Raw genomic sequence first — 19433 nt, forward strand, 5'->3', positions numbered from 1 at the left:
AACGCGGCCGTGGCGCGATTTGGAAAGAGAGGTGGTACTGGTCATGGCCTTCCCCGCCTTTTGATGCGTATCAGATGGAGCCGATCGTCGAGCCCGCCGCCCAGACGCACGCCAAAAAATAGCCGGCGAGCACCGCTCGCCGGCAAGGTTGGATGCTCGCTATATCCATCACCCCGCAAGACGCAGCATATGCTTCAGCACTTTGCCGGTCGCATTGCGGGGCAGTTCCGTCACGATCGTCAGGCGTTCGGGGGTCTTTTGTTTCGCGATGCCCGCCGCGGCGAAATGCGTGCGCAGCCCCTCGAAATCGAGCGTGGCGCCGGGCTTCAGCACGACGCAGGCGCGGACGATCTCACCCATCCGGTCGTCGGGCGCCGCGACCGCCGCGGCATCGGCAATCGCCGGATGCGTCAGCAGCACCGCTTCGACTTCCTTCGACGAGATATTCTCGCCGCCGCGGATGATGATGTCCTTCTTGCGGTCGGTGATGTGAAGATAGCCCTCGGCATCGAGGCGGCCGATATCGCCGGTCCGGAACCAGCCCCCCGGCAGGAAGGCCGCGTCGTTCAATACCGGGTCGAGGTAGCCGAGAAACAGGTCCGGGCCGCGGGTGCAGATTTCGCCCTCTTCGCCGGATGCGACGTCGACGCCTGCGTCGTCGACGAAGCGGAGCATCGTACCGGGCGTCGGCCGCCCCTCGGTATGAAGCTGCTTTTCGACCGGATCGTCGACCACGCCCGAGGTGACCGTCGGATGTTCGCTCGATCCGTAACAATGATAGACCGCCAGGCCCTGTGCCCGACACCGTTCGACCAGCGACGCCGGAACCGGCGCCGCGCCGACCAGATATTGCTCGAGCGACGACAGGTCACGGCCCTCGGCTCCCGCCGCGGCGATGGTGCCCGACAGGTGAAAGGGCGTTCCCGACGATGTCGTCACCCGGTGGGTCTCGATGAGGCCGGCGGCGACCGCGGCGTCCCAATGATCCATCAGGACGAGCGGCACCGCGTCGCACAGGAAGCGGTACATCGCCAAGGCGCCCGCGACATGGCCCGGCGGCCAGGGCGAGAGCACGACCTCCAGCTTCCCCCGCGCCCGCAGCGCGCGCATCGAGGCGAGCTCGGCCAGCATGCCCGCAGCCGAATGCATGACCCCCTTCGGCGCCGCGGTCGTTCCCGAGGTATAGACGAGCAGCGCCATGTCCCGCGGATCGCACGGCACCGGATCGGCAATCACGCCCTCGGCCGTGAGCCGGTCGAACACCGGCCCGACGGCCACATGATGCCGCAGCGCCGGGAGCGCACCACAGGTTCCGATCAGCGCGGCAAAATCGACGCCGCGAAAGCGTTCGGGGGTGAACAGCCATTTCGCACCCGACTGGCGCAGGATGAAACCCAGCTCGGTCGCGCCATAGATGGTCACGATCGGAAGCAGTACCGCGCCCGACTGCGCGGCGGCGACCGCAACGACCAGCCATTCGCGCCAGTTGGGCAGCATCGCGGCGACGACGTCGCCCTTCGCGACCCCGGCATCGGAGAGCCGCGTCCCCATCCGTCGCCCCGCCGCCACGACCTCGGCCAGCGTGGTATGGCTCGGCTGCCCGTCCGACGCGACGACGAGCGGCGTGCCCGGCGCGCGGGCCTCGGCTTCCAGGATCGCCCCGATCAGGCTGCCGGGCACCGCCGCCATCTCAGGCGACCCGCCGTGCGAAACCCGCCCAATAGCGTTCGCGAATCTCGCGCTTGTAGAGCTTGCCGGTTTCGTGGCGCGGCAGCTCGGCCTCGAAATCGATGCTGCGCGGGCATTTGACCGCGCTCAACCGTTCGCGGCAATAAGCGATCAGCTCGGCCTCGAGCTCGGGTCCGGCATCGGCCGGGTCGCGCGGCTGGACGACGGCCTTCACCTCTTCGCCCATCTCGGCGCTCGGCACGCCGATGACCGCGACATCGGCGACCTTCGGGTGGACGGTCAGCAGATTCTCGATCTCCTGCGGATAGATGTTCACCCCGCCCGAGATGATCATGAAGCTCTTGCGGTCGGTCAGGAACAGATAGCCGTCGGCGTCGAGATAGCCAATGTCGCCGAGCGCCGACCAGCCCGGCTCGGTCGGATGGCGCGAGTCGCGGGTCTTCTCGGCATCGTTCAGATATTGGAAGTTCCAGCCGCCCTCGAAATAGATCAGCCCCTGCTCACCGGCTGGAAGCTCGCGCCCCTCTTCGTCGCAGATATGGATCGTGCCCCAATCGGCGCGGCCGACCGAACCCTTCTTGCGGAGCCATTCCTCCGAGGTGATGAAGGTCGAACCATTGCCTTCCGAACCGCCATAATATTCGTAGATGATCGGCCCGAGCCAGTCGATCATCCGGTCTTTGACCTCGATCGGGCAAGGCGCGGCGGCGTGGATGACATGGGTCAGCGACGAGACGTCGGCAGCGACCCGCTGCTGTTCGGGCAGCCGCAGCATGCGCAGGAACATCGTCGGCACCATCTGGGTCACCGTGACCCTATAGGTCGCGATCGCGGCAAGCGCGGCCTCGGGGGTGAAGCGCGGCATCAGCACGACGGTCGCGCCCAGCCGCTGCGCGGCGGTCGAGATCGCGAGCGGGGCGGTATGATAGAGCGGCGCCGGCGACAGATAGACGCTGTGCGGGCCCGTGCCGTAACGGGCGGCCTGCCGTTCGGCGAGCATATGCGGCTCGGTCGCCGGTCCGCCCGTCAACGGCAGGCGAATGCCCTTTGGCCGCCCGGTCGTGCCCGACGAATAGACCATGTGAAAGCCCGCGCTTTCGTCGGCGATCGGATCGGCCGGAAAGTCCGCGATGGCATCCCAGCCGGGCAGCGTTCCGTGCCCCGCACCCAGCGCATAGATATGCTGCAGATCCGGTGCGCTTGCGCTTGCGACGTCGATGAAGGCCCCCAGTTCGGCGATGTCCCCGCTCGTGACCAGCAACCGCGAGCTCGAATCGCGCAGGATATAAGCGACCTCCTCTACCGTCAGCTTGGTCGAAATCGGGGTGATATAGAGGCCGGCCCGCTGCGCGGCCCAGTAGATTTCGTAATATTCGAGGACATTGGGAAGCCAGATCGCGATGGTATCGCCGGCCTGGATGCCGAGGCTGCGCAGGAAATGCGCGCCGCGGTTCGCGCGCTGCTCGAGCGTGCCATAGGTCAGGGTCTCCCCCGTTTCCGACAGGATCGCGGCGGCCTGATCGGGGTTGCGGGCGGCGTGAATTCTGGGATGCATCGACGATCCTCTAGGCAAAGGCGCCGCGCGGCTCGCGCGCGGCGCCCCCATATCAGAAATTATAGCTGGCGGAGATGCCGTAGGTGACCGGCTGCGCCCAGGCGATCGCGTCGCGCGCCGACGATTCCGACCGCGAGGTCGCATATTTGGTGTCGGTCAGATTGCGGCCCCAGATCGACAGGCGCAACTGATCGTTGGGCGAATAGGAAATGTCGGCGTCGACCGTGAAGTAGGACGGCTGCGAAATGCGTTCCTGGAAGGAATAATTGATCTTGCTCGACCAATAGGGGCGCACGCCGAAGCTGATCTTGCTGCCACCCGCGAGTTCGAGGTGATAATTGGCGCCCGCGCTGATGGTGAACTCGGGCGCGCGCAGCAGCTTGTTGCCGCTGGCATCGACGTTGACCTGGGCGTTGCCGCAATTGAGGTCAGGGCATGGCGTGCCGTTCGTCAGCGTCGTCCGCGGGAAGAAGGCGGGCGCGCCGGGGAAGCTCTTGAAGCGCGCGTGCGTCCAGGCGAACCCTGCACGCAGGTCGAAATTGTCGGCGGGACGCCATGTCGCGTCGCTCTCGATCCCGTGGACGCGGGCGCGCGCCGCGTTGAACAGCCGGCTGACCCCCGACGTATAGTCATAGGCGGTCACCTGGATGTCGCGATAATCATAGTGATAGGCGGCGATGTTGAAATCGATCGCACGGCTCGCCGATTTGAAGCCGGCTTCATAAGCGGTGATCTTTTCCGGACGCACCGGCGTGGTGCTCGGCGACGACAGATTATAGGTGCCGCTCTTGAAGCCCTGGCTGAACGTCGCATAGACGTTGCTGCGCGGCCCGACGTCGACGCGGAGGCCCGCTCGCGGCGTCCAGCTGGTATAGGTGACGTCGGTATCGACGGTATAGGCGCCGCCCGGAAAGCCGCGCTGGAACCCGCGCTTTTCCTTGCTGTAGCGCAGCCCGGCGATGAGCGACACCGGACCCAGGTCATAGGTCCCGTCGGCGAAGCCCGAGATGCTGTTGCTGGTGATCCGCGCGCGATAGAAGGGGTTGCCGTTGAGGCGCCAATTCTCCGATCCGGCGGCGTTCCAGTAATAATAGAGGCCGGCGACCCACGAGAAATCGCCACCGGATGGCGAGGTCAGGTTGATTTCCTGGCTGAAGCTTTCGTTGAACTGGTCATAGGTTGCGAAGGACGACGGCGCGTAGCTCGAGTCGAGGTCGGCGTCGATGAAGTCCTGTTCGTCGATATAGCCGCTGATCGTGTTGAGCGTCGCAAAGCCCAGGTCGATCTCGCTGCGCAGCGACACCGTGTTGACCTTGGCCTCAATCCGCGTCGCGATTTCCTGCGACGACGTGCCGCGCTCGACGGCGATCGGACCCGAATTGGGGAAATTCCGCCCGACCGAATTGCCGTTGAGCGTCGTATAGGTCAGCCCCGACGGATCCTTGGTTTCGGTATGCGACGCCGCGAGGATGAACCGCACCGCGTCGCTCGGCTCGAAAAGCAGCTTGCCGCGAATGTCGAAGCTCGATTGCTCGCCCCGGCGCTCCCCGGTCCGCAGGTCGCGGATGAACCCGTTGGTATGGCGGCGATAGACCGAAATATCGGCGGCGAGGGTGTCGGTGAGGCCGGTCGAAGCATAGGCGCTGAGCTTATATTCATTAAAGCGACCGAAGCTCGCGAACGCCTTGCCGGTCGGCGTGAAAGATGGGGTCAACGTCGTCAGCAGCAAGGCGCCGCCGGTCGCGTTGCGGCCGAACAGCGTGCCCTGCGGTCCTTTCAGGACCTGCACCGATTCGAGGTTGACCAGGTCGAACATCGCGCCCGTCTGGCTCGCGAAATAGACACCGTCGACATAGACGGCGATGTTCGATTCGGCGCCGCCGCCCTGGACGCTCGCGCCGATCCCGCGCACCGTGGGCTGCACATAGGCGCCCGTCTTGTTGATCAGCACGCCCGGTGCCTGCCGCGTCAGGTCCTCGATCCCGTTGACTCCCGCCTGGGCCAGCGCCTCGCCGCTGATCGCGACGACCGACGCCGGGACATCGACGAGACGTTCCGAGCGGCGCTGCGCGGTTACGATGATGTCGCCATCGCCCGCTGCGGCTGCGCCTTCGTCCGACGCCGGGCTGGCGACGGAGGTTTCGTCGTTCATCTGCGCCGCGGCCGGCGCGGCGACCGCGAGCGTGGCAGCAATGCCGGCAATTCCCAGAACCGTCTTCGTCATCGTCTCTCTCCCATCCTGCCGGTCAAACACGCCGGCTTGGCGTGCTTCAAATGCCATACGCCATAATTGTCAAGCGATTTAGATTTAATCGCTATCGATATACCATAGTGTTTGTCACATTCGACCGGCGACCTTATGGCTCTGCAATGACCGACCAGGATTTGATCGAAAACGAAGCGAACGGCGGCCACAAGGCGAGCGTCGCCGAACGTGTGGCCGAAGATCTGCGCGAGGAAATCGCCGCCGGCGAATGGCCGGTCGGCGCGATGCTGCCCGCCGAGCATCAACTGATGCAGCGTTTCGAAGTGTCGCGCCCGTCGTGCCGCGAGGCGCTGCGCATCCTGCAATCCGAAGGACTGGTTCGCGTCGAGCGCGGCAGCCGTGGCGGCGCCCGGGTCCGCGAACCCGACGCAGCGCGCCTCGCTTCCTATTGCACGGTCTTTCTGCAGATGCGCAACGCGACGATTTCCGAAGTCTTCGAAACACGCATCGTGATCGAAACCGCGGCGGTCGCATCGCTGACGCGCAACGTCACGCCGGCCATTCTGTCCGCACTGGCGCAGAATGCGGCGTCGCAGCGCTACCTTGTCCACGACCGTCCCGAATTCTATGCCCGCGGCCGACTCTTCCGCGAAACGCTGGTCGAAAATTGCGGGAGCGAGACGCTGCGGCTGATGGGCCTGATGATCGGCGGGATCGCCGACCGCCAGTTGTCGCTGCTGTCTGTCCGGCTGCCTCATCATCCACAACAGGTCGAACGCTATCTTGCGGCGATCGGGGTGAAGGAGGAGATGATCGCCGCGATGGAACGCCGCGACGCCGATACGGCAGCGGACCTGTGGCGGCTTTACCTTCGGCGCTATCTCGAAAACCTTCAGGAAATCACGCCCAACTCGCTCCGGAAACTCAAGCCTTTTCCCTTCGAGTGAGAAATCGCTTTCGCATTTAATCCATATCGCTAACATATAAAAGAAAAGCGCTAGCGAATGGGATGAGAGACAATGCGGTACGACGCGTCGGTTGATGAGGAAGCGGGTCCCCGCGACGACGATGCGGCGGTGCAGGGCTATCCGCCGGCGTCGCGCGCCTGGGCCAGCACCGCCCTGATGACGTTGCTGTTCGCGATGGCCTATCTCGATCGCCAGATCGTCTCGCTGATGGTCGAACCGATCAGTACCGAATTCGGCGTCGGCGATTTCGAGATCAGTCTGCTCCAGGGGTTCGCCTTCGCGCTATTGTTCGCGGTCTGCGGCTTGCCGCTGGGCCAGGCCGTCGACCGGTACAAGCGCCGCTACATCATCCTCGGCGGCGTCATGATATGGTCGATCGCGGCGATGTCGTGCGGGCTGGCGCAGAATTTCGAACAATTGCTCTTCGCGCGCATGTTGGTCGGCGCGGGAGAGGCGGCGCTCGCCCCGGCTTGCTATTCGCTGCTGGCCGATCTTTTCCCTCGCCGCAAGCTGACCTTTGCGATCGCCGTTTTCATGCTGGGGGCGCTGCTCGGCGCGGAGCTTTCGCTCGCCATCGGCGGCACCATTCTCGAACTGGCGAAAGATGGCGTCGACCTGCCCCTGCTCGGGCCGACGGCCGGATGGCGGTTCGCCTTCATCGTGACCGGCCTGCCGGGCATCTTCATGGCGTTTCTCGCGCTGTTCATTTATGAACCCGCCCGTCCGAAAATCGCCCAGACGCAGCATCGGGGATGGGGCGAAGTCTATGACTTCATCCGCGCGAGGAAGCTGTTCTTTTTCGTCCAGATCCTTGGGTTCTCGGTGGTCATGGCGCTCGTCTACGCGCGGCTCGCCTGGACCCCGACCTTCATGATGCGCAGCTTTGGCTGGAGCGTCAGCGAGACCAGCTATGCGCTGTCGACCTACGGCTTCGTCGTCGGGGCGTGCTGCCTGCTTCTGGGTGGCCGGGTCGTCGATCATCTGTTCCAGAAGGGCATGCACGACGCGCATTTCCGATATTATGTCGTAGGCGGCGTGGTGCTGGCGCTGCTCGGCAGCGCCGCCTATCTCGCATCGAGCCCGAGCGGTTATTTCCTCGCGATGGCACTCCCCTCCTTCCCTCTCGCCATGGGGGCGATCGGCGCGTCGGCGATCCAGATGGTCACCCCCGCGCCGCTGCGCGGGCGGGTCTCCGCAGTCTATTTGTTCGCGGTCAGCATCATCGGGATGTCGGCGGGCCCTGCGATCGTCGGCTATATGACCGACCATTGGTTCGGCGACCCCGCCGCGATCGGGATGTCGCTCGCTCTTACCTTCGGTGCCTGCGGAACGATCGTCACCATCATCTTCTTGTGCGGACTGCGCGCCATGCGGGCGGCTGTCGGCGAGGCCGAAGCAGCGGGCGCTTCGGCCAGCCATTGACACCGGCAGGCCAGCGCGTCCGGCCTAGGTTATGCGCTAGCGCGCGGCGCTCTCGATCAGCTTCAGTCCCAATGTCGTCGCGTTGAGCACCGCTTCCTCGCGGCTCGTCGCGCGCAATTTGCGCATCACATTCTTGAGGTGCCATTTCACCGTCTCGGGCGCGAGCTGCAACGTGCGCGCGATTTCCTTGTTCGACTCGCCGGCATTGAGCGCGCTCAAAATCTCGATCTCGCGCTCGGTGAGGAAGGAAAAGGCCTCGCCCGGCGCGGGCACGTGTGCGCCTTCGAGCGCCGGATCGTGCCGCGCCGGATCGGCGAGCTTGAGCAAGGCGAGGAAACAATCCGAGCTATAGGCCTCGCTGCAGAAATTCTGCACCGCGCGCACCCCGGTGACGTCGAGCACGTCGACGATCGTGCGGCGGAAGCCGACGCTCGCGGCGTGGTTGAGAAAACGCACCGTTTCGAGTTCGACCATCTTGTCGCACCGGCCGCTGAGCTGCGGCAGGATATTGAACAACGTTGCCGAGGCGCGCAGTTCGGCATCGTCGGCGTTCGACGCCAGCCGCAGCAGTCGCTCGGCGACCGTCGTCAGCCGCGGCCGGTCGCCCTGTGCGATCGCTTCATAGGCGCGGGCTTCGGACAGCAGGGCAAAGGCGCGGCCCTGCGCCGACAGCGGATCGATCACCGCAGCTTCCTCGTCGGCGATCGCCACCACCGCTTCGGCATCGATCGTCGGCGGCAGCCGCAACCGCGCGCGTTCGACGATGCAAAGCGCCTTGAGCGGCAGCCAGCCTCGCTTGAAGGCAAGCAGTTCGGCACGGTCGGTCAGGGCCGCGGCCTCATCGGTCCGCCCCATGCTCGCCGCGACGCGGATCGCGACGAGGAAGGCATGGGTCACGGCATCCTGGAAGGCGCTGTTTTCGAGCAATGGCAGCGCCGCATTGGCCAGCGCGGCAGCGGCCAACGGATCGTCGCGCTCGTAACAACAGCGCGCCAGCGCGGCATCGACCAGCGCGGCGGCGAGATTGGCACCGGCAGCGGCCCTTTGCGCATCGCGCAACAGCCGCTCGGCCTCACCGAGCTGCCCCAGCGCCCGCGATGCCGCCGCGCGCGCGCAGACCGCCATCGCCAACGGCAGGTCGAGCGGTTGTCCCGCGCCGCGCAGCATCAGCGGACGGACCGAATCATGGACCAGCCCGAACAGGCCGCGCCGCGATGCCCCATGGGCGCGCATCGCGCGTAGCATTGCGACCGCAAAATCGGACAGATCGTCAGGCGCGGCGAGAAGCCGGTCGCAGGTCTCGGCGACTTCGTCGATCCGGTCGCCGGCATAGGCCCGATTGAACAGGGTGATGGCGGCGGCCTCTGCCTCCTCGCCGTCGGCCGCCTGGATGGCGACGTCCGCATAAGGGCGCGCGGTGAGCACCGAAAGCCAGGCATCGGCGACGCGAAGGCCCGCCGTTTCGGCGATATCTTCGGGCGCCAGCCGACCCATCCAGTCGGCCACCCGGCCAATCTCGCCGCGCGCCAGCATCGGCATCGCGATATGCGCCAGCAACCCGGCGGCCAGCGCCGGATCGCCACCGGCAAGCGCCTGATCGACAGCTTCGCCTTTCATCCCCTGCGCGGCATAATGACGTGCGGCGACGCGGTGCAACTGCGCCCGGCTGTCGCGATCGACGCCGCGCAGCAATGCGGCGCGAAAGGCGGGATGAAGTTGGTAGCCGCCACCGCCGTCGGCGACCGGCTCGACGAACAGCCCCTCGGCGGCGAGATCGCGTAGCAGGCCAGCGGCATCGGCATCGCCGCTGAGCAATCGCGCTAGATCGGTATCCGGTTTCGGGGCGACCGCAACACGGCCAAGGAAGCGAAGCTTCGTTTCGGACAATTCGCTCACAAGCGTCGCAAGATGCGCCTCGATCCGGCCGGTCAAGCCGTTCCAGTCGCGATCGCGGGAAAGCGCCTCGCCCTGTTGTGCCGCCAACCGCGCCCCGGTCGGCCAGCCTTCGAGCAGGGCGCTGAGCGACACATGGCCCTGCGCATCGAGCCTCACCCCCGCACCTTGCAGGAAAGCACGCAGCATCTCGCCCGTCAGCGCAAGGTCCGCGCGGCCGATGTGGAGCGCCATGCCGCGCCGTTCGGCCGCCTCGATCGCCACCGCCGGTATCGCGCGGCTCGCGAGCACCAGCCGCAATTGCGCGGGCGGATGGCGAAGCAGCCGACCCAGCACATCGAGCGCATGGGCGTCGCCCAGCCGGTCGATGTCGTCAAGGACAAGCAGCAGCGGCTGGTTGCCCGCGTCTATCTTTTCGGCGAGCGCATCGGCGAGTTCCGCCGCCGGCGTCGGTTCCGATCCGTCGTCCGAAACCGCATCGCCGCGCGCCAGCATCACCGCCCGAACCATTCGCTCGACGGCGCCCGCATCATCGCCGTCGGCTTCGAAAGATAGCCAGGCCGTGTCCCAGCCCGCTTCCTGCGCCTCGGCAAACAGCGCCGCGCAAAAGGCGGTCTTGCCATAGCCGGCCGGCGCACGAACGACACACAGTTCGTGGGCCGCCAGCCTGTCGAGCCAAGGCCGCATGGAATCGAGTCCGACGAGATCGGGCGGAAAGCGCGGCGGCACATATTGGCGACGGACGAAACGCGGCCGATCGGCAGGCGGCACCGCGCGCAGCAGCGCCTTCGCTTCGATCCTCGATCCCGATTGGACGGTCATGCGTGTGCCCCTCCCTTATTCCCACTGGCTACGCCGCGCGAGGCCGCCCGGCAAGCGGCGCGCAGCCATCCCCCCCATCGCTCCCCCCGCCGCTTGGCCTGTCGCCGCGACCGCCACCGCCATAGCCTCCTTCCATCGACGGCCCCGCAAAGAACCGGGTCGCGATCCTTGGGAGAGACGATATGACCAAGAAAGCCTTTCTGGCGACCTGCCTGTCCACCACCATGCTGATCGGCTGGCATGGTGCCGCCTTCGCCCAGGATACCGCGGCGCCGCAGACCGAAAGCGGCGGCATCGCCGAAATCGTCGTCACTGCGCAGAAACGCGCGCAGAATTTGCAGGACGTTCCGGTAGCAGTCTCGGCGCTCGCCGGCGACGAACTCGAATCGCGCGGGGTCAGCGAAACCTCCGACCTTCAGGGCTTTGTTCCCAGCCTCCAGATCACGACGCCCTATGGCCGCACCCAGCCGAACTTCTCGCTGCGCGGCGTGTCGGTAGCAAACGAGTTTTCTGCCTCCACCGCGTCGCCGGTCGGGGTCTATGTCGACGAAGTCTATCAAAGCTTCCGCGCCAGCCACGGCCAGCAGCTCTACGACCTCGAACGCGTCGAAGTGCTGCGCGGGCCGCAGGGCACGCTGTACGGCCGCAACACCACCGGCGGCGCGATCAGCTTCTTCAGCAACAAGCCCCAGCTTGGCGCGAGCAACGGCACGCTGACCGTCGGCTACGCCAATTACGACACCAAGACCGTCGAGGGCGCACTCGAGGCGACGCTGGTCCCCGACAAGCTCGGCATCCGCTTCGCCGGCACCTTCGCCAAGGGCGATGGCTGGCAATATAACCCGGTGCAGGACCGCCATGTCGGCACGACCAACACCGTCGCCGGCCGCGTGTCGCTGCGCTGGAAACCGTCGGATACGGTCGACATCAACCTGAAGGGCTATTTCGCGCGCGACAATCCGCTCGCGCCAAACCCCTATGCCCTCGGCCAGCTCGCGGGCGGGCGCGACGTGCTCGGCTATTCGCGCTTCGATCCGGCGCAGAACGGCGGCGCGCCGCTCGGCAAGAACGAGGTCGCGGCTGACACCGGCGGGCGTTATTTCACCTCGTCGCGCGGGGTCGCGCTCAACATCGCGGTCGAGCTCAGCGATACGGTCTCGGTCACCTCGATCACCGGTTATGACGGCGGCAAATATCGCAATTCGCCCTTTGATTGCGATGGTTCGCCGAACAGCGTCTGCGCGCTGCGCTACAATTCGGTCAGCCAGAACTTCAACCAGGACCTGCGCTTCAATTACAAGGGCGACCGGCTCAATCTGGTGGCCGGCCTCTACTATGGCGTCGACAAGATCGACACGCGCAACGAGATCGATTTCTTCGGGGTGCTGAAACCGATCCTGCTCGGTGCGGGGGTACCGACCTCCTTCTTCAACGCCCCGGTGTCAGCGCCGCAGGCGGCGGCGATCATCCCGGCGTTCGCGGCCAACCCGGCGCTCGATCCGACCAACCCCGCCAATTGCTCGGCGGTGCCGACGGGCAACCCCAACGGCTTCCTCGACGCACGGTCGCTGATCGCGCTGCTCACCGATATCCAGGTCAATAATTCGGGTGGCGGCGGCTTCGGCGGCGCGATCTCGGCGGCGTGCCGCGCAGCGGGCGCCCCGCCCTTCGGCCCGATCAGCGGCGAGCAGAGCTACACAATCAAACGACCGTCGGCGGCGATCTATTTCGACGGCAGCTATGACCTGACCGACGCGCTGACGGTCAGCGTCGGCCTCCGCTACACGATGGACAAGGTCAAATATCAGAACGGCCGCACGGTACTCTACGACCTCGGCGGCACGATCCGCGCCAGCACCATCCCTTACACCTTCCCCTACAACCCGAACGCTCCGGCGCTCGAGCAGAATGAGAAGGCGAACCGCCTGACCGGCCGCGTCAACATCAGCTATGACTTCGCCGACGATATGATGGGCTATTTGAACTACAGCCGCGGTTACCGCAGCGGCAGCTTCAACGGCCTCGCCTATCAGGGCACCAATCAGGTCTATTATATCCAGCCCGAGCAGATCAACGCCTATGAAGGCGGACTCAAGATGCGCTTCCTCGACCGCCGCGTGCAGCTCAATCTCGCGGGCTTCTATTACGACTATAAGAACCATCAGGTGACGCAGGTCATCGGCGCGACGACCTTCACCCGCAGCGCCAACGGGCGCCTCTACGGCGGCGAGGCCGAGCTGACGATCCAGGCCGCCGACTTCCTGCGCTTCGACGCGTCGATGAGCCTGTTGCGCAGCAAATATAAGGGCAATGTGATCGACCCGACCGATCCGTCGAGTCCGACCCGCAACGTCAACGGCAATCCTTTCCCCAACGCCCCGCGCACCACCTTCTCGGCAGGGGTCGACTGGGACGTGATCGACAGCGGCGACAACAAGCTGACGCTGCGCGCCGATGCCGCCTACACCGGCAAATATTATTTCGACCCGTTCGGCGACTATGGCCAGAACCCGTGCGACCGCGCCGGCGCGCCCGGCAACGTCCGCCCCGCCGGTCCTGCGATCACCTGTGGCAACCCCGGATACTGGCTCGTCAACAGCCGGCTGACCTTCGAGCATGGTAATTATGCCGCCAGCCTGTGGGTCAAGAATCTGACCAACAAATTCTACTACAGCTACGGGCTCAATATCGACATCTTCGGTCTCGACTATCTCAATCGCGGCACCCCGCGCACCTATGGCGTCGAGCTGACGGCGAAGTTCTGATCGCTTACCCCCGGGGACCGGCGGGCACCCCTCCTCCCGCCCGCCGGTCCCACCCCCGACCAGGCAAGGAGCATCCGATGATGCGGTTTTCAGGCAAGAGCGTGCTGATCACCGGCGCCGCGCGCGGCATCGGGCTGGCGGCGGCACAGGAATTCGCCCGCGAAGGCGCATCGGTGACGATCACCGATATCGACGGCGACGAGGCGGAGGCTGCCGCCGCCGCAATCCGCGCCGAGGGGCACAAGGCCGAGGCGCGGCGGCAGGACGTCGCCGACGAGGCCGCGTGGGGCGTGCTGATCGCCGATATCGTCGCGCGCGAGGGCGGGCTCGACATCCTCGTCAACAACGCCGGCATGGGGTTCCTGAAATCGGTCGTCGATACCAGCCTCGGCGAATGGCAGCGGCTGATGGCGGTCAATCTGGAGAGCGTTTTCCTCGGCACCCGCGCCGGGATCGCGGCGATGAAGGACAAGGGCGGTGTGATCGTCAACGTCGCCTCGATCGCCGCCAATGTCGCCGAGCCACTCTTCCCCGCCTATAACGCCAGCAAGGCCGGGGTCGCGATGTTCACCAAGGCCGCGGCGGTCGATTGCGCGCGCAAGGGCTGGCCGGTGCGCATCAACTCGCTTCATCCGGGCTATTGCGAGACCAAGCTGGTCGCCGACGCGGTCGGCAGCCTTGGCGACGCCGCCGGCGATTTCGCCGCCGCGACGGTCGGCGCGATCCCGCTCGGCCGGATGGCGACGACGCGCGAAATCTCCCGTCCGCTGCTGTTCCTCGCTAGCGACGATGCCGCTTACATGTGCGGCAGCGAGCTGATCGTCGACGGCGGCTACACCGCGATCTGATCTCCAACTCTTTCAAACTAGGGAATAATGACATGAGCAAGAAGCCGGTCATCGTCTATGGCGCCTCGGGCTACACCGGTCGCCTCGTCTGCGAATATCTGCGCGAACTCGGCATCCCGTTCATCGCCGCCGGGCGCGACGCCAAGCGTGTGCAAGAGGTGATGGACAAGGTTCCCGGCATCGAGACCGCCGACTATGAGGTCGCCGAGGTCGAGCATGATGTCGCGGCGCTGACCAAGCTGTTCAAGGGCGCGCAGGTCGTGTGCAACATGGTCGGCCCCTTCATCAAATATGGGCCCGAGACGGTCGAAGCTGCACTCGCCGCCGGCTGCCACTATCTCGACACGACCGGCGAACAGGACTGGATGCTGCTCGCGCAGGAAAAATGGGGCGACGCCTTCGCCAAGAAGGGCCTCCTCCTCTCGCCCTGCGTCGCGCAAATGTACACGACCGGCGAAATCGCGGCGAATATCGCGCTCGAAACCATGCCCGGCCTCGACACGCTCGACATGCTGGTGCTGTGGAAAGGCTTCCCGACCTATGCCTCGGTCCAGACGATTTTTACGATCCTCAAGGCCGACTGGTATTATCTCGAGAACAACCAATATGTTCAGTGGCCGACGCTGACGACGACCGAATGTCAGGTGCCGGGCCAGCATGCCACCGCGCTCACCCTGCCCTGGGGCGGCACTTCGCACCCGATCTGGTTCAAGACCGATCCGCGCGTCTCGACGGTCAAGGTCTATGGCGGCGTCTTCGCGCGCGAGGTCATGGACAATGTCGTCGCGATGACCAAGATGATCGACACCGACATCAAGCCGCTACCCTTTGCCGAACAAGAGGCGGCGCTCGCAAAAATGGCGGAATCGGTACAGGGCGACATGCCGCCGCGCGAAAATCCGCGGCTCAACACCAGCATCGACTCGGTCTATGCCTCGGGTCCGCTCGGCCGCGTCCATGTGCTGATCCACGGCAATTGCAATTACAAGCAGACCGGGCTGATGCAGGCCTGGGCCGCGGCGAACCTGCTCCAGCAGGCCCCGCGCCGCACCGGCTTCGCCTCGGCTTGCCAGGCCTTCGGACACCGCGAAATCCTCGGCAGCCTGCGCCAGTTCGGGCTGGTGCTGAAACCGATCGTCACTGTCCATGACTGACCAGAGCGCCTGATGCGGCTGGTCGACTGGCTCGACAAGGGGGCGTCGCTGGGCGCCGATGCCCCCTGCCTGACGATGAACGGGCAGAGCCTGTCCTATGCGGATGTGCAGGCGCTGACGCACCGCGTCGCGCACGGACTGAACGCGTCGGGCATTTTGCCGGGTCAGCATGTCGCGATCCTGTCGGGCAACGATCCCACCGCCTTCGCCTGCGTCTTCGCCATCTCGCGCGCCGCAGCGGTGTGGTGCCCGATCAACCCGCGCAACGAAGCGGCCGAAAACGCCTTCGTTCTCGACAATTTCGACTGCTCGGCGCTGATCTTCCATTCGAAGTTCGCCGATCTCGTCGACGAACTGCGCGGGCAATTGCCCAAGCTGAAACTGCTCGTCTGCCTCGACGCCGAACAGCCCTTCGCGCCTTCGCTGGCGGAGTGGCTGGCGGGCGCCGACGACAGCCCCTTCACCGCCGACCCCGTCAGCGACCTCGCGATGCTCCCCGGCACCGGCGGCACCACCGGCCACCCCAAGGGGGTGATGCTGACCAATCGCAATCTCGAGGCGATGACCGCGCTCACCCTGATGGGCTATCCGTTCGAGGGCCGCCCCGTCTATCTCGCGATGGCGCCGCTCACCCACGCGGCGGGCGTGCTCGCCTTCCCGATTCTCGCGCATGGCGGCGAAGTCGTGATCATGCCCTATCCCGATATCGGCGAATTCCTGTCGCTCGCTTCACAGCACCGCGCAACGCACACATTCCTGCCGCCAACCTTGATCTACATGCTGCTCGACCACCCCGCGCTGCCCGCGACCGACCTCTCGTCGCTGAGATGCTTCTGGTACGGCGCCGCGCCGATTTCCGCCGTCCGGCTGGAGGAGGCGATCGAGAAAATCGGCCCGGTGATGGCGCAGCTCTTCGGCCAGACCGAGGCACCGATGATGATTTCGATGATGGCGCCCCGGGATCATTTCAACCCCGACGGATCGGTCGCGCGCCACCGCCTGTCATCGGCGGGCAGGCCGGGGCCGCTGGTCCGAGTCGCGATCATCGATAGCGATGGCAAGGAGCTACCGCAGGGCGAACGCGGCGAGATCGTCGTCAAAGGCTCGCTGGTCATGGACGGCTATTACAAGAACGCGGCTGCGACCGCCGAGGCGACGGTGAACGGCTGGCACCGCACCGGCGACATCGGCTATCTCGATGCCGACAATTTCCTGTTCATCGTCGACCGCGCCAAAGACATGATCATCACCGGCGGCTTCAACGTCTATTCGGCCGAGGTCGAGGCGGCGCTGCTCGCGCATCCGGCGGTGCAGGACAGCGCGGTGTTCGGCCTGCCCGACGACAAATGGGGTGAGCGCGTCTGCGCCGTCGTGCAATTGCGCGCGGGGCAAAGTGCCGACCCGGCCGACATCATCGCATCGGTCAAGGCGGCGATCGGCAGCGTCAAGGCGCCGAAGACCCTCGAAATCTGGACCGATCTGCCACGATCGAAGGTCGGCAAGGTGCTCAAGAAGGATATTCGCGCGCAGAAACTGGCGGCGGCCAACGACGGCTGACCGGACCAGCGGCGATCACGCGCCGTCGCCCGGTTTCCGGCGCCGCTCTCAATAGCTTTCGATAAAATCGGCGAACTCGCTCTACGCTATCGCTCGATCTTGGTGGCGAGAATGACCGACGTGGTCGTGCGTTCGACACCTTCAAGGAGGCCGACATCGTCGATCAGCTCGTTGAGTTGGACGCCGTCCTCGGCCTCGAGCATCGCAATGATATCATATTCTCCGCTGATCGCGTGGACCGCCTGAACCTGCCGCAGCGCAGCGAGCGCCTGCTCGACCTCACGGTGAAAGCGGGGCAGCGTCTTGATCATCATATGCGCTCGGACCCGGCTTGCCGAGAAAGCATGGCCGAGCCGCACGGTGTAGCCCGCGACGACCTTGCCTTCCTCCAGCCGCGCGAGGCGCGAATAGATTTGCCCGCGCGAGATGCCCAATTCCTTGGCGAGCTGCGCGATCGTCTGGCGGGCGTCGTCGCGGAGCAGGGTCAGCAGGCGTTCGTCGATCTCGTCGAGCGTGACGCCCCCGCTGGCCATCAGTCGGCCAGCTTTTCGTCGGCTAAGATCGCGGTTTGTGGAGTCCCCCCGGCGCTCATCCGCCCGCGATACATGCCAAGGTCGTTAATGGCAAAGGCCGGGTCGCCGTCGGGGCCCATCGCGATCAGCCCGCCGTCGCCGCCGATCGCGCCGACCGCCATGATCGTCGCCTGCGCCGCGTCCTTCAGGCTTTCGCCCTTCCACGCGACGCGATCGCAGAGCTGGCGTGCCGCGCTTTCGCGGATGAAATATTCACCCGACCCGGTCGCCGACACCGCGCATTGGCCGTCCTTGGCATAGGTGCCGGCGCCGATGATCGGCGAATCGCCGATGCGGCCCCAGCGCTTGCCAGTCATGCCGCCGGTCGAGGTCGCAGCGGCGAGATGGCCCTCGGCATCGAGCGCGACCGCACCGACGGTGCCGAACAAATGGGTGGGATCGATCGCCGCCTGCTGCTTCTTGCGCCAGGCCAGCAATTGCTGCCAGCGCTCCTCGGTGCGGAACCAGTTGGGGTCGACCTGTTCCAACCCCTGCTCGACCGAAAAACGGTCGGCGCCGTCGCGCGCCAGCATGACGTGCGGGCTCCGGTCCATCACCGCGCGCGCGAGGTCGATCGGGTGGCGGGTGCGGGTGACCCCTGCGACCGCGCCGGCCTTTTGCGTCTTGCCGTCCATGATCGCCGCGTCGAGTTCATTCTTGCCCTCGGCGGTGAAGACTGCGCCGCGCCCGGCGTTGAACAGCGGATTGTCCTCGAGCACGCGCACCGCCGCGGCGACCGCGTCGAGCGCGGGGCCGCCCTTGTCGAGCACGGCGCTGCCGGCGCGCAGCGCCTCGTCGAGACCGGCGCGATAGGCGGCCTCCTTTTCGGGCGACAGCGATCCGCGTTCGATCACCCCGGCGCCGCCATGGATCGCGAGCGACCAGCGCGGCACTTCGGCGATCGCCCCGGCGCGCGCGGCATAGTGGCGCTCGAACACCGGATTGTCGACGCGGCCCGAGGGCAGGTGGATCACCGAGTTCGGGCCCACCCCCGTCACCTTCACACGCGGCGCGTCAAGCGGGCGGCCGGCGGTGACGTCTTTCAACCCGGCGCCGTCGACGACCCAGGCATAGCCGTCGGGCGCGGTCGCATAGATCCGCCCGCGGCCGTCGGGTTCGACCGCCAGCGCGGCGCTTTCATCGACGCCGAGGCCGAGCATCGGGGGCAGCGCGGGGTCGCGCCCGACCTGCGCCTTGGCGACGAAGGCGAAGAGGCGGCCGAGCCGCTCGCGCTCCTTGAAATGGGTGTCGGTGACGACGCCTTTCAAGAGCGCGAGATGGAGGAAATCGCCCTCAATCGTGTTGGCGGGGCCGAGCGGGTCGGCAAGCGCCTCGGGACTCCGGATGCTGCCGTCGTCCATCGCGCCATAAAGTTTTTCGCCCTGCATCGCGAGCCCGGCGCTGGTCCCGGCGAGCGGCTTGCCCGCCGCGACATGCGCGTCGAGAATCTCGGCGACCGGGGTGCCGCGCCAGTAGCGGACGTAGCGCGCCTGGTCGCCGCCGGCGATGAAGATGCCGTCGGCCTTGCGCAGCCGGGCGAGTATCTTCTTGTCGGTCGATTGCGAGCGCGCGTGGAAGACGAAGATTTCGGCCGACTCGATGCCGCCGATCTCGTCGAAGAATTCCTTGCCCATCTCCTCGCCATAAGAGGCGCTGATGATGACGATATGGCCGCGCCCGGCTTTGCCGAAGAACCATTTCATCGCGTCGATATTGCGGTCGCCGCCGCCCATCAGCAGCAGGCCGCCCGACACGGGGCCGGGAGTTGGGGTGTCGAGCTTGCCGAAAACATAATGTTCGACGGGCTTTTCCTTCGCCTCCTTCGCGGCGGCCGGGGTCAGGGCGATACCGAGCATCGCGATCGACAGCAGCCGGATTCCCCTGATGAACGCGCGCAGCATGGCTTTCCTTCTCCCAATGAACGGGCGGATGTTACATAATGTCGACCTGAAAAGACAATATGATTTCCAGATTCGACATAT

Annotated in this window: 12 protein-coding genes; 6 read left to right on the plus strand and 6 right to left on the minus strand. The window is 65.8% G+C overall.

Translation table 11 applies throughout. The features are described from left to right. Positions 1–168: 168 nt before the first annotated feature. From AC07U1_RS00675 to AC07U1_RS00685, 3 genes are read right to left on the minus strand one after another with little or no spacing between them, the layout of a single operon-like run. On the minus strand, positions 169–1689 hold the full coding sequence (locus tag AC07U1_RS00675) for an AMP-binding protein (RefSeq protein ID WP_495178575.1): 1521 nt from the start codon (positions 1687–1689) through the stop codon (positions 169–171). Between the two features lies 1 nt (position 1690). Further along, on the minus strand, positions 1691–3244 hold the full coding sequence (locus tag AC07U1_RS00680; protein ID WP_495178576.1) for an acyl-CoA synthetase: 1554 nt from the start codon (positions 3242–3244) through the stop codon (positions 1691–1693). 52 nt (positions 3245–3296) lie between these two features. Further along, entirely contained in the window at positions 3297–5468 is a 2172-nt protein-coding gene (locus AC07U1_RS00685) for a TonB-dependent receptor (protein WP_495178577.1), read from the minus strand. 146 nt (positions 5469–5614) lie between these two features. Between AC07U1_RS00685 and AC07U1_RS00690 the strand changes: the two genes are divergently transcribed. Both AC07U1_RS00690 and AC07U1_RS00695 read left to right on the plus strand, forming a co-directional pair. Next, on the plus strand, positions 5615–6397 hold the full coding sequence (locus AC07U1_RS00690) for a FadR/GntR family transcriptional regulator (protein ID WP_495178578.1): 783 nt from the start codon (positions 5615–5617) through the stop codon (positions 6395–6397). Positions 6398–6469: 72 nt separating this feature from the next. Beyond that, positions 6470–7840 (plus strand): MFS transporter, encoded by a 1371-nt coding sequence (locus AC07U1_RS00695; protein ID WP_495178579.1) that lies wholly within the window; start codon positions 6470–6472, stop codon positions 7838–7840. A 36-nt stretch (positions 7841–7876) separates the two neighbouring features. Here the strand turns inward: AC07U1_RS00695 and AC07U1_RS00700 are convergent, their stop codons facing one another. Further along, the gene (locus AC07U1_RS00700; protein ID WP_495178580.1) at positions 7877–10555 is read right to left on the minus strand and encodes a LuxR C-terminal-related transcriptional regulator; all 2679 of its coding nucleotides are present in this window, start codon (positions 10553–10555) and stop codon (positions 7877–7879) included. A gap of 182 nt (positions 10556–10737) precedes the next feature. Between AC07U1_RS00700 and AC07U1_RS00705 the strand changes: the two genes are divergently transcribed. From AC07U1_RS00705 to AC07U1_RS00720, 4 genes are all read left to right on the plus strand, one after another. After that, the gene (locus tag AC07U1_RS00705; protein WP_495178581.1) at positions 10738–13320 is read left to right on the plus strand and encodes a TonB-dependent receptor; all 2583 of its coding nucleotides are present in this window, start codon (positions 10738–10740) and stop codon (positions 13318–13320) included. 77 nt (positions 13321–13397) lie between these two features. Beyond that, the gene (locus AC07U1_RS00710) at positions 13398–14168 is read left to right on the plus strand and encodes an SDR family oxidoreductase (protein WP_495178582.1); all 771 of its coding nucleotides are present in this window, start codon (positions 13398–13400) and stop codon (positions 14166–14168) included. Between the two features lie 32 nt (positions 14169–14200). Further along, positions 14201–15322, plus strand: a complete 1122-nt coding sequence (locus AC07U1_RS00715) for a DUF5938 domain-containing protein (RefSeq protein WP_187142040.1) — start codon at positions 14201–14203, stop codon at positions 15320–15322. 12 nt (positions 15323–15334) lie between these two features. Then, complete coding sequence (locus AC07U1_RS00720; RefSeq protein WP_495178583.1) at positions 15335–16879, plus strand: AMP-binding protein; 1545 nt, start codon at positions 15335–15337, stop codon at positions 16877–16879. 86 nt (positions 16880–16965) lie between these two features. On the opposite strand, the gene AC07U1_RS00725 is transcribed toward AC07U1_RS00720, so the two are convergent. Beyond that, entirely contained in the window at positions 16966–17412 is a 447-nt protein-coding gene (locus tag AC07U1_RS00725; protein ID WP_056343352.1) for an Lrp/AsnC family transcriptional regulator, read from the minus strand. Beyond that, complete coding sequence (locus AC07U1_RS00730) at positions 17412–19352, minus strand: isoaspartyl peptidase/L-asparaginase (RefSeq protein ID WP_495178584.1); 1941 nt, start codon at positions 19350–19352, stop codon at positions 17412–17414. The genes AC07U1_RS00725 and AC07U1_RS00730 overlap by 1 nt, the downstream gene beginning before the upstream one ends. Positions 19353–19433 lie beyond the last annotated feature (81 nt).

Source organism: Sphingopyxis sp. GW821-FHT02C12 (genome assembly GCF_059421785.1).